The organism is Pseudomonas sp. PvP028 (genome assembly GCF_017832255.1).
GTDB classification, from domain to species: domain Bacteria; phylum Pseudomonadota; class Gammaproteobacteria; order Pseudomonadales; family Pseudomonadaceae; genus Aquipseudomonas; species Aquipseudomonas syringae.
Genome location: NZ_JAFIBL010000001.1, coordinates 4,466,247 through 4,481,292, shown reverse-complemented (window position 1 = coordinate 4,481,292; position 15,046 = coordinate 4,466,247). Strand labels below are relative to the sequence as shown.

Genomic DNA, 15,046 nt, shown 5'->3' with positions numbered 1-15,046 from the left:
GTTCAGATGACATGGGTCTGCTGCAGTTCGGTCAGCGCCTGAGCTTTCAAGCGGGCCAGCAGCGGATCGCGACGATCCCTGGGCGTCTGCAGCCCGATCGGCAATTGGTGGGTGATTGTGCCGGGACGGCTGCCCATCACCAGCACGCGGTCGCTCAGGTACAACGCCTCGTCGACATCATGGGTCACCAGCAACAGGGTGATGGCGTGGCGCGCGGCCAGTTGCAGCAGCAGGTCCTGAAGCTTCATCCGGGTAAACGCATCGACTGCGCTGAAAGGCTCATCCAGCAGCAACACCGCCGGGTGCGAGTACAGGCCGCGCGCGATAGCCACGCGCTGCGCCATGCCCCCTGACAGCGCTTTGGGCAAGGCGTCGGCAAAACCGGAAAGGCCCACTTCTTCGATCAATTGGCCGACCCAGTGGCGGTCGTAGCGGTCATCGTCACTGAAACCGATATTCTGTGCGACGGTCAGCCAGGGCATCAGGCGCGGCTCTTGAAACACGAACGCCACTTCGCCCTGAATACGCTGCACCGAACCACGAAAATCCTGCTCCAGTCCGGCGACAATCCTCAACAGCGTGCTTTTGCCGCAGCCGCTGGGGCCCAGCAGGCTGACGATTTCACCTGACTGCAGCGACAGATCGATGCCGTGCAGCACGGTATTGCCCGCGAACGCCTTGTGCTCGACGCGTATATCCATCAGTGATTCCGGCATGTATCAACCCTCACGGCTTTGCCCGTTGAATGTATCGCGCCAGGCCAGGAAGCGTTTTTCCAGGCTTGCCAGCAGGCCGTCGCTGAGTTTGCCCAGGGTCGCCAGAACGATGATGGCCGCCAGCACGATGTCCGGGCGCGAGGTTTCGCGCCCGTCACTGAGCAGGTAGCCCAGGCCTTTGGTGGCCGCGATCAGCTCGGCGGCCACCAGAAACATCCACGACAGGCTCATGCCGCTGCGCAAACCGGTAAACAGGCCGGGCAGGGCGGCGGGCAGAAGAATGCGCCGGGTCAGGCGATAGCGGCTCAAACCATACATCTGGCCGACTTCCACCAGCTTTCGGTCAATGCCTCGAATCGCGGCCACGCCGTTTAGATAGACCGGAAAGAACGCACCAATGGCAATCAGCACGATTTTCGATGTCTCGCCAATGCCCAGCCATAGCAGCAGAAGCGGCACCCACGCCAGGCTCGGAATGGAGCGAAGCCCGGCGAATGTCGGCTCCAGATACGCCTCTGCCTCACGACTGAGCCCCACCCATGCGGCAAACACCAGGGCCAGGCTCGCGCCGATCGCAAACCCGCTGAGCACACGCAACAGACTGGCACTGATGTGTTTCCACAACGCACCGTCCGCCAGGTCGCGCAGAGTCAGCACGATCTCGCTGGGCGCTGGCATCTGATAGGCAGGCAGCCAACCGATGCGGACGATCATTTCCAGCAGGACGATGATCACTGCCGGTACTACCAGACCCTTGAGTGGTGTTCTGTAGCGCTGCCAAAGCGTTCGTTTGGCCTTGTCCGGCACTGTTGCCTGCGCTGAGGCAGGCAACGACTTGTTGCGGCTGGTCATGGAGTGGCGATCACGGCTTTGGAGAACTCAGGCGTGATCAGTTGATCGATGACCTGCTCGACATTGACGCCCTTGCGCACCAGGTCCTCCGCGACCAGAATCGGCGCTGCGGCCTTGGACGCCTCGGCGTCTTGCGCGCTCAGTTGCGGGTTGCTCAGGTCTGTGCGGGTCAATTGCAGCCTGGCGACTTCCAGCGGCAGGCCCGACTCGGTCGCCAGCAGCCTGGCCAGCTCATCAGGGTTTTTCACTGCCCATTCTCGAGCCTGTTCATAAGCGCTCAATACTGTCCTGATCGCCTGTGGATGTTCCTTGGCGTAGGTTTCCGTGACGCTCAGTACGCCATAGCTGTTGAAGTCCTTGTTGCGGTAAAGCAGGCGCGAGCCGGACTGTACTTCACTGGCCGCCATGTGCGGGTCAAGCCCTGCCCAGGCATCTACGTCACCTTTTTCAAGGGCTGTGCGCCCATCGGGATGCTGCAAGTGCAGCAGCTCGACATCATCCTTTTTCAGCCCGGCCTTCTGCAGCGCGCGCAAGGTGAACAGATAAGGGTCGGTGCCTTTGGTGGCGGCTATTTTCTTGCCTTTGAGCTCGGCAACCGATTGCAGCGGCGAATCCTTGCGCACTACCAGCGCCGTCCATTCTGCCCGGCTGTAGACATACACCGACTTGATCGGGCTGCCGTTGGCTCGGGCCAGCACCGCAGACAGGCTGGCCGACGAAGCGAAGTCGACGCTGCCACTGTTCAGGTACTCCAGCGAGCGGTTGCTGCCCTGGCTCAACACCCAGGTGACTTTCGCATCCGGCAGGGCTTTCTCCAGCCAGCCAAAATGCTTGAGCGCCAGGCTGACCGGCGAATAGTAGGCGTAGTCCAGACGGATTTCGGCAGGCGCGGTCTCGGCGGCCTCAACTGCACCGTTGAGGCTCAACGCCAATACACAGGTGCTCGCCATCCAGCGAATCAGCGCGCGGGGAGACAGCAACCGAAAAGAAACGGGGGGTTGTGGCATAGTGGCATCCAGGTCAGGAAAACTAGAGCCGCAGCGACCGGTTGGTATATTCCAAAACAGGCAGTTCGCAGGGCGTGAAATTCAGAAAAGGAATATTGCACGCTCTATGCCAAACACCAGAGTGCTTGAATTCAAGGGTTTTACGCGGCTTTCCGGCGTCCGTGATGTTGATCTGACAGCGGTCTGTTGAATGGCTGTTGCCAGGCAAACAGTCAGGTCTGATGACTCCTCTTTCGACGATTTTTTGACATTTTCTCTGTTTGTCAGACGATTTTTTTTGCCGGCATTGCAACAGAATCGTTTTTTGACACTCTTAATCGTCCACATTCTTAATTTCGAAACATGTGCGCACTAGGCTCTGTACGAAAAGTCGGCGAGCGAAGGTCAGGCGAGGCAAAAACAGGCGAGGAACGGCCGGGGTCGCGTTCGACTCTACGTGTTGTAAATGAGCATTCCGAGCCTGTTTTTAACGAAGCATCACCGAGCGCAGCCACTTTTCGTACAGAGCCTAAGATTCGCGCGTGACCCTTTTTGACTGATCCGCAGAAAATTCCAGGGCGAGCTGCATAAGCCTGCGTATTCGCACCAGCCAGATGGCTGTCCCCTTTCAAATGCGCACCGGACTCAGAAAATAATGAATATGCCGAAAATGCCTTCCCTCACCCGACTTCAGCACCGGCTCGCGTGGTGCTTCTTCCCCTCCGTGCTGGTGGCTTCTGCCCTGGTCTTGTTCACCATGGGCAAAGGCGTCCATGCAGAACCCAAGAATGGTACCCAGACACTGGTATTCCTTCGTCACGCCGAAAAGCCGGCCATGGGGCTGGGTCAACTGAACTGCCAGGGGCTCAACCGGGCGATAGAATTGTCGGAAGTCCTGCCCAGAGAATTCGGCAAGGCTGATTTCATTTTCGCTGCCAACCCGAGCCGACATGTGGAAGAGGGTGAGGGCGACCAGTCCTACAGCTACGTTCGTCCGCTGATGACGGTAGGCCCCAGCGCAATCAAACTGGGTCTGCCCGTCAACCTCGACTTCGGTGCCAACGACACCGCAGACCTGGCCGATGAACTGATGCAGGACAAGTACCACAACGCAGTCATCTACACCGCCTGGTCGCACGGCTACCTGCCGGAGCTGATCAACAAGGTTGCTGAAGAGGCGTCCGGCAAGAGTATCAATCTGCTGGATGACTGGACAAACGACGATTTCGACTCAGTGGTTGTCGTCACCCTGAAATGGGTCGATGGTAAAGCCACGCTCGATTACAAGAATCAAAAGCAGGGCCTCGACAACGGCACCCAGACCTGCCCTGAAGCGACCTGATGTCGAACCGCAACGGTTTCAGCCGTTGAGCGACTTCATCGACGCCGCGTTATAACGCTCCCCGGATGCCGAGCCCTGGGCCGGGAAAATCGCTTCCAGTTGGGCAAGGTCATCAGTACTCAGCGTCAATGAAGCTGCGGCCACGTTGCTTTCCAGGTACTTGCGCTGCTTGGTGCCGGGGATCGGAATGACGTCCTCGCCCTGGGCAAGCACCCAGGCCAGGGCCAGTTGTGATGCGCTGATGCCCCTGGCCGTAGCCAGTGTTTTTACCTTCTCGACCAATTGCAGATTGCGATTGAAGTTTTCGCCCTGAAACCGTGGGGTGAAGCGACGATAGTCATCGGCCGCGAAATCGTCCGGGGTACGCAATTCACCGGTCAGAAACCCCCGGCCGAGCGGGCTATACGCCACGAAGGCAATACCCAGGCGACGGCAGGTGGCAAGTACGCCATCCTGTTCAGGATCGCGTGACCAGAGTGAGTACTCGCTCTGCACAGCCGCCAGCGGGTGCACCGCGTGTGCCTTTTCGATGGTCGCTGCACTGGCTTCGCAAATACCTATGTGGCGTACCTTGCCAGCCTTGACCAGTTCAGCCATGGCGCCAATGGTGTCCTCGATGGGCACCTTGGGGTCGACGCGGTGCTGATAATAGAGATCAAGGTAATCGGTGTTCAGCCGCTTCAGACTGGCGTCGATGGACTGGCGAATGTACGCCGGGCTGCCATTGACGCCACGTGCATGCGGGTCGTCGCTACGCACGATGCCGAACTTGCTGGCCAGGTAGATACCTTCACGCTTGCCTTCGAGTGCACGGCCAAGCAAGGCTTCGTTGGTGTACGGGCCGTACATGTCCGCCGTATCGAAAAAGCTGACACCCAGCTCCAGCGCGCGTTGCAAGGTGGCGATGGATTCCTTTTCGTCGATGCCAGTGGTGTAGAAGTCCGACATTCCCATGCAGCCCAGCCCGAGGGCAGAAACCTGCGGACCGTGGTTACCCAATTGGCGCGTGATCACAATGAGTGCTCCTGATCGTTGAAAGAACGGTCGAGTTTCGCCTCTTTGCCGGGCTCAATAAACCGGGTGTTTCTTATTTCACTGTTGTTGAAATCCAAACAATGTCGCCCATAGCGGTGTGCATCGCCTGTCGTGGGGCATGCAACACAGCGCCTCTTGAATCCGACAAAGCGCGCTAGTCACACAATGCCGAATGGAGTACAAATGTACTCCATGAGCACATTATCTCCTCGACGCAGCGCTATCCTTACCTTCATCCGCGATCGCATCGCGCAGCAGGGGCAATCACCGAGCCTGGCGGAAATTTCCGAGGCTTTCGGTTTTGCTTCGCGCAGCGTGGCGCGCAAACACATTGTGGCCCTCACTGAAGCCGGGCTGATCGAAGTCGTCCGTCATCAGGCACGGGGTATTCGCCTGCTGAACACTGAGCCACGGCCCGAATTACTGGAAATCCCTGTACTGGGGCGCGTGGCGGCGGGCGTACCGATCGGACCTGATCTCGATATACACACCACGCTGCACCTGGACCGCAGCACCTTTACCCGTGTGCCGGATTACCTGCTGCGTGTGCAGGGCGACTCGATGATCGAGGACGGTATTCTCGATGGCGATCTGGTTGGCGTGCACCGTAACCCGCAGGCCAGTGACGGGCAGATCGTGGTTGCCCGTCTGGACGGCGAGGTGACCATCAAACGCCTGCAACGCCGCGCCGATCAGATACGCCTGTTGCCGCGCAACCCGGCCTACGAACCGATCATCGTCACGCCCGATCAGGACTTCGCCATCGAAGGCGTATTCTGCGGGCTGGTGCGTCGCGAATGATGGGCGCGGTGGTCAGCCTGGATGCCTTGCTGGATGAGCGCAGGGTCTGGAAAGGGCGTCAGCAGAGCGCGCCACAGGTCAGCCCGCAGCCCAGTGGCCACGCGTTGCTGGACGCTGCCTTGCCCACCGGCGGCTGGCCTGCTGCGGCCCTGACTGAAATCCTCATTCCGGCCAATGGCAGCGGCGAACTGCGCCTGCTGTGGCCGAGCCTGGCGCGGCTCTCCGCGATCGCCGAGCGCATTGTGCTGGTCGCACCGCCTTATATTCCGTACCCACAGGCCTGGCTGGCCGCCGGCGTCGATCTGCGTCAGTTGGTGGTGATCGAGGCGAGTCCCCGCGATGCGTTGTGGGCCGCCGAGCAATGCCTGCGTTCCGGCAGCTGTGGCGCGGTCGTGTGCTGGCCCGGCATGGTCGATGACCGTGCACTGCGACGCTTGCAGGTGGCTGCCGAAACCGGGCAGACCCTGGCCTTTGCCTGTCGCCCGCAGCAGGCCGCTGCCAATCCTTCACCTGCGGCCCTGCGCATAGCGCTCGATACCCGTCCCGCACAGTTGCGGGTGCTCAAATGCCGGGGCGGACTTGCGCCGCCTTTCCCCATTCCGTTCCCGACTGACGCTTGAGGTTCTTATGCTCTGGGCCTGTGTCTTGCTGCCGCAACTGGCGCTGGACGGCGTCATGCGTCGTCACGGCAACCCCGATGAACCGCTGGCGCTGATCAGCGGCAGCGCTCAACGTCGCGTGTTGCAGAGCGTCAATCCGGCTGCGCGTGCGTTGGGCCTGAAAGCCGGGCAGTCGCTGACCGCAGCACAGGCGCTGGTGCCGAACTTCACCACGATCGAGCATGACCCGGCCGATATCGAGCGTTTGCAGCAACTGCTCGCGGCCTGGGCCTACGGTTTCAGTTCCAATGTCAGCCTCAAGTACCCGAGGGTGCTGCTGATGGAAATCGAATCCAGCCTCAAGCTGTTCGGCCCCTGGCCGGTGTTCGAGGCGCGTTTGCGTGAAGAGCTGACCACGCAGGGTTTTCGCCATCGCATCGTGGTCGCGCCCAACCCGATAGCCGCGCGAATGCTGGCCAACATGCATGACGGGCTGAGCATCGACTGTCCGCATGAATTGCGTCGCCGTCTGGAGCAGATGCCACTGGAACGCATCGGGCTGAGCCGCGAAACCGCTACCGCCCTGACACGCATGGGGCTGCGTAGTGTGCGGCAGGTGCTGGCGCTGCCCCGCGATACGCTGGCACGGCGGTTTCCGGCCAGCGTGCTGCAGCACCTCGACACCTTGCTCGGCGAGCGCCCCGTGGCGCTGGAGTGCTACACGCCGCCGGACTTTTTCGATGTACGCATCGAGCTGAATTTCGATGTCGAGTCCCATCAGGCCCTGTTGTTTCCGCTCAAGCGGCTGATCGCCGATCTGGTCTTGTTCCTGGCCGGACGCGACAGCGGTGTGCAGCGATTTTCCCTGCACCTCGAGCATGTGCCAGGGCCGGAAACCGTCGTGCCGGAGACTGTCGTACCAGTCGGGCTGCTGAGCGCCGAGCGCGATGCGTCGATGCTCTTCGAGCTGGCCCGCGGCAGGCTGGAGCAGGTGCTGGTCGCGTCGCCGGTACGTGCCGTGCGCCTGCTGGCGCGAGACTTGCCGGATTTCGTCCCGGCGCACCGTCAGTTGTTCGATGAGCGCGTGCAGCAGACCTTGCCCTGGGAGCAACTGCGCGAGCGCCTGCGGGCGCGTCTGGGTGACGAGTCGGTCAATGGCTTGCGCGCCCAGGCCGATTATCGTCCCGAATGTGCCTGGCAAGCGCACAGCAGCAGCAAACCGATCCTGCCGGCCAGAGGCTTCACGCGTCCGGGCTGGCTGCTGCGCGAGCCTCAGCCACTGCCGGTACAGGCGACCCGCATCGTGGCCGGGCCCGAGCGAATCGAGTCGGGGTGGTGGGACGGCGGCGATGTGCGCCGCGACTATTACCTGGTCGAAACCGCCAGTGGCCAACGCGCTTGGGCATATCGCGCGGTTGGCGAGCAGGGTGAACTGCTGCTGCATGGCTGGTTCGCATGACCAGCGAATACGCCGAGCTGCATTGCCTGTCCAACTTCAGCTTTCAGCGGGGCGCCTCGAGCGCACGCGAACTGTTTGAACGGGCGGTGCGCCATGGCTACAAGGCGCTGGCAATCACCGACGAGTGCACCCTGGCCGGTATCGTACGCGCCTGGCAGGCGTCAAAAAGCACCGGTCTGCCGTTGATCGTCGGCAGCGAAATGCACATCGAACACGGCCCGAAAGTCGTCTTGCTGGTGGAAAACCAGACAGGCTATGAGGCGCTGTGCACATTGATCACGGTCGCGCGCCGCAGGGCCAAAAAAGGTGAATACCGCGTGTTGCGCGAAGACTTCGAGCCTGCGCCGGCCGGGTTGCTGGCCCTCTGGCTGCCGAACCTCGACGGGGATGCTCAAGCCTGTCTGGCCGGCGGACGCTGGTTGCGTGAGCGATTTGCCGAGCGCCTGTGGCTGGGTGTCGGGCTGCACCGTGGCCCGGATGACGAGCAGCGGCTGGCCGACCTGCTGGCGTTGGCACAATCGCTGGGTATTCCGGCAGTGGCCAGTGGCGATGTGCACATGCATGCGCGTGGCCGGCGTGCACTGCAGGACACCATGACTGCCATCCGCCACCACACCACAGTGGCCGAGGCAGGTCATCTGCTGTTTGCCAATGGCGAGCGCCATTTGCGGCCACTGGATGCGCTCAGCGAGCATTACCCGGACTGGCTGCTCGCCGAGTCGGTGCGTATTGCCCGGCGCTGCACCTTCGACCTGGGAGATTTGAAGTATGAATACCCGCATGAGCTGGTCCCCAAGGGCCAGACCTCTACGTCCTGGCTACGTGAACTGACCGAACGCGGTGTTCGCAGGCGCTGGCCGGGTGGCCTGACACCGGCCACCCGTGCGCAGGTCGAGAAGGAACTGGCGCTGATCGCGGAAAAGAAGTTCGACAGCTACTTTCTGACCGTGCATGACATCGTCGAGTTTGCCCGCAGCCAGCACATCCTTTGTCAGGGACGCGGCTCGGCGGCCAACTCTGCAGTGTGTTATGCGCTGGGGATCACCGAACTGAACCCGGAACAGAGCAACCTGCTGTTCGAGCGCTTCATCTCCAGAGAGCGCAACGAGCCACCGGACATCGACGTGGATTTCGAGCATGACCGCCGCGAAGAAGTCATTCAGTACATCTTTCGGCGCTATGGCCGGGGCAGGGCCGCGCTGACGGCCGTAGCCAGCACTTATCACGGTTCCGGCGCGATGCGTGACGTGGCCAAGGTGCTGGGCTTGCCGCCAGACCAGATCAATGCCCTGGCCGAAGCCTTCAGCCGCTGGAGCGATTCATTGCCGTCGCCTGAACGCTTGCGCGAATACGGCTTCGATGCCGACACGCCGATCCTCAAGCGCGTGCTGGCGCTGACCGGCGAACTGATCGGTTTTCCCCGGCACCTGTCGCAACACCCGGGGGGATTCGTGATTTCCGAACACCCGCTTGAAACGCTAGTGCCGGTCGAGAACGCCGCAATGGCCGATCGCACCATCATCCAGTGGGACAAGGACGACCTGGACCTGGTCGGCCTGCTGAAAGTCGACATTCTTGCACTGGGCATGCTCAGTGCCTTGCGCCGCACGTTCGATCTGGTGCATTTGCACCGTGGCCAACGATGGACTCTGGCGACTCTTCCGGGCGACGACCGGAAAACCTACGAAATGATCAGCCGGGCCGACACCATCGGCGTGTTCCAGATCGAGTCGCGTGCGCAGATGGCCATGCTGCCGCGCCTCAGACCGGAAAAATTCTACGACCTGGTCATCGAAGTCGCCATCGTCCGGCCAGGGCCGATCCAGGGCGATATGGTTCACCCGTACCTGCGGCGGCGCAATGGCGAAGAGGCGGTCACCTATCCGCCCAAGCTTGAATCCGTATTCAAGCGCACCCTGGGTGTGCCGCTGTTCCAGGAGCAGGTCATGGAAGTGGCCATTCTGGCCGCCGACTACACGCCGGGCGAAGCGGACGAGTTGCGTCGCGCGATGGCCGCGTGGAAACGTCACGGCGGGCTCGAGCCGCATCGCGAACGGCTGCGCACGGGCATGCTGAAAAACGGCTACGAAGCGGACTTTGCCGACCGGATCTTCGAACAGATCAAGGGCTTTGGCAGTTATGGTTTTCCCGAATCCCATGCCGCCAGTTTCGCCTTGCTGACCTACGCCAGTTGCTGGCTCAAGTGCCATGAACCGGCAGCGTTCACCTGCGCACTGATCAACAGCTGGCCGATGGGGTTCTATAGCCCGGATCAGCTGTTGCAGGACGCACGCCGCCATCACATTGAAATTCGTCCGGTGGATGTGCGTTACAGCGACTGGGATTGCTCGCTGGAGCCGCTCGATCATCCTGACCGCACGCGCAATCTGGCGATTCGTCTCGGGCTGCGCATGGTCCGCAGCTTTCGTGAGGAAGATGCCTTGCGCATCGAAGCCGCGCGCGCGAAACGTCCGTTTGTCGATGCCACGGACCTGACGTTGCGCGCCGAGCTTGACTCGCGCGCCGCCGAAGCCCTGGCGGATTCCGGTGCCTTGCGCGGCCTGATCGGCCATCGGCACCGGGCGCGCTGGGAAGTGGCCGGGGTTGAGGCCCAGCGTCCGCTGTTCGACGACCTGCCCAGCGAAGAAACCCAGGTGATCTTGCCACTGCCGACTGTGGCCGAAGACCTGGTGGCCGACTACACAACGCTGGGCACAACGCTGGGCCCACACCCGCTGGCCTTGCTGCGCCGGCAACTGGCTGCCAAGCGCTTTCGCAGCTCACAAGACTTGTTACACCTGGAAAACGACCGGACCCTCAGCGTGGCGGGGCTGGTCATTGGTCGTCAACGACCGGGCACTGCGAGTGGCGTGACCTTCGTCACCCTTGAAGATGAGTTCGGCATGGTCAACGTGGTGGTCTGGCGCGACCTGGCCGAGCGTCAGCGCAAGGTGCTGGTGGGCTCGCAATTGCTGCAGGTGTTCGGGCGACTGGAATCGAAAAGCGGGGTGCGGCACCTGATTGCCCAGCGCCTGTACGACCTGACGCCGCTGCTCACCGGACTGGATGTGCGCAGCCGGGATTTTCAGTGAAAGTCATATTGTTGGTTATCGCTTGATGATGGTGGTTTATGACATCCTTCATTTAATCTCTGCTAATCCGGATTGACCCTATTAAGGTTCCAGTACCACATGAGCGAACGCGAAAATATGGACGTGCTTCCGAGCGTAATGCGAACCCTTTGGTACGAGTCCTCAGATGGTCGAACCCATATATCTCAAGCTGACGTCCTGGCAAAAGAAGAGCCGGTGGTCATCCTTGGCGAAGCTGGCATGGGGAAGTCTCATCTACTTAAGTGGCTTGCCGATCATCCCGGATATGCGTTTTGCACTGCCCGGCAACTCATCAACCGCCGTGATCCTCAAACGCTTTTGGGCACAGCTCAGACCATCGTGATTGACGCATTAGATGAGGTAAGCAGCCAGAGAGACGGCGACGCTGTTGACCTTGTTTTGCGTCGATTAGGAGAGCTCGAATACCCTCGCTTTATTCTTTCTTGTCGGGTGGCAGACTGGCGGGGCGCTACAAGTCTAGAAGCTATTCAAGAACAATATCCCAAGACCACATTGGAAATGCACTTGAATGCTTTTGATAAAGATGACTCAGAAAGATTTTTAAGCACTTCGGTGGGTCTAGAAGCCGCTCAGTCGATAATTGAGCATTTTAATTTTCGTCACTTAGAAGGGTTACTTGGTAATCCGCAAACCCTTGAGTTGATTGCCCGTATTGCTAGTTCGAAAAAACTTCCTGAGACGACTGGCGAACTATTCAAGCAAGCAATTGAGATTTTACGAATTGAGCATCGGAACTCCAATGCCCAAAATCAGCTACCTAGAGATGCCAGCCTCAACGGAGCAGGTGCTGCGTTCGCGTGCCTGATTTTGACCGGTAGCGAAGCCATAGTTCGACTTTCTGAAGCAAGTGCCTCTGAAGGCGAGCTACAACTTGCAGACGTCTCACTCTTGCCGGGTGGAGATGTACTAAAAGAGATTCTTGGTACTAGGCTATTCAAAGCCGAGGGGGCTGATCGATTTTCTTATCTTCACCGCAGGGTGGGAGAATACTTAGGAGCCCAATGGTTGGCTAAACAGGCTAATACACATACTAAACGCAGGCGTCTTCTTTCCTTGTTGCAAGTAAATGGGCTCGTGCCCTCCAGCCTTCGAGGGATTCATGCATGGCTTGCACTTGATCCAGCTTTGGCCAAAGATGTGATTACTGCAGATCCAATGGGTTTGATTGAATACGGAGATGTAAGCGGGCTAACAGTTGATCAAGCAAAATGCCTAATTAAATCTTTAGAAAAATTAGCAGTTGAGAACCCCAGATTTCGAGATTGGCGCCATTACGCAATGCACGGTCTTGGATTTCCAGTGCTTATAGAGGAAATTAGGCGACTGATAGTTTTCCCTGAAACACCCTTTGGTCTTCGATTGCTAATGTTGGAGGCAGTGCGGGATAGTAATATTGCAGCGGCGCTAAAGGATGACTTAAAAAGGCTCTTTTTGGATCCTGTAGCCGATTTTGCATGCAGGAAAGTTGCGGGAGAAATACTTGTTGATTTAGAGTGCGCATTATCTTGGCCTGGGATTTTATCGTTACTACGCAGCTTCGGAGATGAGCTGTCGGTTCGTTTGGCTATTGAGTTGATTGATGACATTGGTTACGAATGGGTAGACGGTTTTTTGATAGCTGAGCTTGTTGTTGCTTTCGCTAAAAGTGGCAGTCGTACCGTTGGTGTTCTAATGTCTCTGGAAAAAAATCTTCCAGAATCTAGTTTGGAAAGTGTGCTTGAAAGCTTGGCTGTTTTAGCCGTCTCAATGGGTAAGCATTATGAGCGTCCAGGTAATGATGTACTAACTGACTTCGTATATCACTTGGTGGCTCGCCGAATTGTTTTTGGTAATACTGATCCGAAGCTACTTTGGCGTTGGATAGAGCCGTTTCGAAGTGGTGATGGATATGGATTTGAGTCGCGGCAGAAACTTAATGAGTTTCTATTGGTTAACGATTGTTTTCGACAAGCAGTGCAGCGCTTAGTGATATTGGAACTGGCTGATGAACGTGGTTCCTATCAGCAAGCTTTTAAGTTATACGAGCGTTCAAGCGGTTTCAGAGTTTCCGAATCCGACCTCATTATCTTGTTGGGGTTTCTTGATCCGTTAGACAAAAGCGACAGGCGCTGGCGGGATATTATTCAGCTTATTGCGCATGACTCTCAGAATGGTGTGCAGGTTCGTGCTCTTGCAATTCCTTTTGCGGCACATAGCTTAGAAGAAATGAGCTGGATAAAAAATCTGGCAGAACCCATTATGCCTGAATGGCAAATCCAGCAGATAGAGGACGATCGTCAACGAGAGGCCAAGCGCTTAGCGGCGCATGCTGGGCATCGAAATTACTTTGCTGCACGCATCAACAAAATGCGCCGTGGTTCTTCAGAGGAACTCGTGGCACCTGCCCAAGCCTATCTTAACCTCTATAACGATATTGAGGACGCTCCTGCTCACGAGCGAGTAAGTCGATGGTTGGGGGATGAGATTGCCGGGTTTGCCCATGAAGGGTTTGAGGCTTTTCTTGTGCTTACTTCTCCAGAATTCACTGCACAACAGGTTGCGCAAAGTCATGCTAACGGTCGATTCTTTGCGGTGGGTTATATTCTTATTGCTGCCCTCGCAGAAAGGTATAGAAAAAACATAGGTGTAGAGGACTTATCTAACGACCGGCTAATGGCTGGATTGTTCCAGCTTCTTCATAGTCGCGTGGATCACCATGCAGGAGTTTCGGAGCTATTTAGGTATATCGAGACTGCCGTCCGGGATCGCGGTATATGGACTGAAGCTATGAGGATTTTTTATGAGCCACAGTTGCGTGAGTGCAATCAACACGTTGAAGGGCTGTATAGGCTCATGCGTGATCCCTTAGACTTGGAAATGAGTACGGTCTTTGCTGGAGAATGGCTCCAGCGATTTACAAATTTAGGAAGTGGTATAGAAGTAGAGCTGATTGAACGGCTGATTCGTTCGAGTCGGTTTGAAGTTTTAAGGGGATTACTCGGACAGCGTTTGATTTTGGCTAATGAAGAGCGTCGCCTTAATTGGATCGCTATTGGGCTAGTAGTAGACTTTTCTAGCACTGCTACCTATCTCAAGACGCAGCAGATTTTTCCTGAACTGTTTTGGCATATACGCGACAGGGTCGGCGATCGAAGCAGTAGCGACGTTAGTGCCCCACCACTTACAGTAGGGCAAAGTGAATGGATTATAAACAAGTTCCGCCCATCATGGCCTATGGTTGGGCGCCCGAGCGGGACGAGGTCAGGCAACTCAAATGCATGGGATGCAAGCAGCTTTATTTCTAATCAAATTTCTCGAATAGGTAGCTATTGCAGCGAAGAAGGCATAAGCGCGTTAGCGCGTATAAGGGATGCTCGCACGGATGGTTACTCTGAATTGATTAAGTCTGTTGTGGCGGAGCAGGCGAGAAAAATTGTAGAAAGCTTGTATAGGCCACCAACCTTGGATGCTATTGCCGCTATTATGCATGATAGCCCCCCAGCATGCATGCCGGATCTACAAGCTATTGTTATTGAAGAGCTTTTAATAGCGCAGGCAAAAATAAAAAGCGATGATGCCGAGTCTTGGCGGGGTTTTTATGATGATAGCGGAAATCCTTACGCAGAAGAGCGTTGTCGCGACCATCTTTTAGGCATACTACGTCAAGGATCGTCAGATATTTCATATGATCCTGAAACTCATGTGGCTAACGATAAAGAGGTCGATATAACCTGTTCGGCTGGTGCACTTCGTTTACCGATTGAGGTAAAGGGGCAGTGGCACGCTCAACTCTGGAAAAGCGCTGATCAGCAGCTTGATAGGCTTTATACCAGGGACTGGCGTGCTGATAGTTTTGGAATCTATCTGGTGCTTTGGTTTGGGGCGCAGGAAATGAAGAATAAATCCTTGCGCAGCCCCGGGAGGGAAAAGCTGTCGCCTACGACTCCTGATGAGCTCAGAGATATGCTTGTTGGCGAGAGCACCTCAGCATGTAGTGGGAGAGTCGCCGTGATTGTGCTGGATTTGACACGTTCAACGCTATCCACTTAGGGGCACCCGGAAAATAGATTAGCCAAACCCATTACCTTCAAAAAAGGCATCAGGCGCGCAACTTGCAGCGCGAACCACCACATCCTGCCACCG

At 57.6% G+C, this 15,046-nt stretch carries 10 protein-coding genes; 6 read left to right on the top strand and 4 right to left on the bottom strand.

Annotated features, from left to right (window positions below; translation table 11 throughout):
- Window positions 1–2: 2 nt before the first annotated feature.
- From JOE34_RS19165 to JOE34_RS19155, 3 genes are read right to left on the bottom strand one after another with little or no spacing between them, the layout of a single operon-like run.
- Window positions 3–716, bottom strand: coding sequence for an ABC transporter ATP-binding protein (locus tag JOE34_RS19165; protein ID WP_046265937.1), 714 nt, complete (start codon window positions 714–716; stop codon window positions 3–5).
- A 3-nt stretch (window positions 717–719) separates the two neighbouring features.
- Entirely contained in the window at window positions 720–1,568 is an 849-nt protein-coding gene (locus JOE34_RS19160; protein ID WP_004417815.1) for an ABC transporter permease, read from the bottom strand.
- Entirely contained in the window at window positions 1,565–2,575 is a 1,011-nt protein-coding gene (locus JOE34_RS19155; RefSeq protein WP_209996462.1) for an aliphatic sulfonate ABC transporter substrate-binding protein, read from the bottom strand. The genes JOE34_RS19160 and JOE34_RS19155 overlap by 4 nt, the downstream gene beginning before the upstream one ends.
- Before the next feature lie 634 nt (window positions 2,576–3,209).
- Here JOE34_RS19155 and JOE34_RS19150 point away from each other — a divergent pair.
- The gene (locus tag JOE34_RS19150) at window positions 3,210–3,896 is read left to right on the top strand and encodes a hypothetical protein (RefSeq protein ID WP_010411880.1); all 687 of its coding nucleotides are present in this window, start codon (window positions 3,210–3,212) and stop codon (window positions 3,894–3,896) included.
- An 18-nt stretch (window positions 3,897–3,914) separates the two neighbouring features.
- Here the strand turns inward: JOE34_RS19150 and JOE34_RS19145 are convergent, their stop codons facing one another.
- Window positions 3,915–4,910 carry an aldo/keto reductase gene (locus JOE34_RS19145; protein ID WP_046266321.1) on the bottom strand — a complete coding sequence of 332 codons (996 nt, stop codon included), beginning with the start codon at window positions 4,908–4,910 and terminating at the stop codon, window positions 3,915–3,917.
- 204 nt (window positions 4,911–5,114) lie between these two features.
- Between JOE34_RS19145 and lexA the strand changes: the two genes are divergently transcribed.
- The 5 genes from lexA (at window position 5,115) to JOE34_RS25985 (ending at window position 14,953) form a co-directional block, all read left to right on the top strand.
- Window positions 5,115–5,732 (top strand): transcriptional repressor LexA, encoded by a 618-nt coding sequence (gene lexA, locus JOE34_RS19140; RefSeq protein WP_046266320.1) that lies wholly within the window; start codon window positions 5,115–5,117, stop codon window positions 5,730–5,732.
- The gene (gene imuA / locus JOE34_RS19135) at window positions 5,732–6,352 is read left to right on the top strand and encodes a translesion DNA synthesis-associated protein ImuA (RefSeq protein ID WP_044312844.1); all 621 of its coding nucleotides are present in this window, start codon (window positions 5,732–5,734) and stop codon (window positions 6,350–6,352) included. The genes lexA and imuA overlap by 1 nt, the downstream gene beginning before the upstream one ends.
- Window positions 6,353–6,359: 7 nt before the next feature.
- Complete coding sequence (locus JOE34_RS19130; protein ID WP_046266319.1) at window positions 6,360–7,790, top strand: DNA polymerase Y family protein; 1,431 nt, start codon at window positions 6,360–6,362, stop codon at window positions 7,788–7,790.
- A complete protein-coding gene (locus tag JOE34_RS19125; protein ID WP_046266318.1) occupies window positions 7,787–10,882 on the top strand; it encodes an error-prone DNA polymerase in 3,096 nt (1,031 codons plus the stop codon). The genes JOE34_RS19130 and JOE34_RS19125 overlap by 4 nt, the downstream gene beginning before the upstream one ends.
- A gap of 99 nt (window positions 10,883–10,981) precedes the next feature.
- Window positions 10,982–14,953 carry a hypothetical protein gene (locus JOE34_RS25985; protein WP_010411930.1) on the top strand — a complete coding sequence of 1,324 codons (3,972 nt, stop codon included), beginning with the start codon at window positions 10,982–10,984 and terminating at the stop codon, window positions 14,951–14,953.
- Window positions 14,954–15,046: the final 93 nt, after the last annotated feature.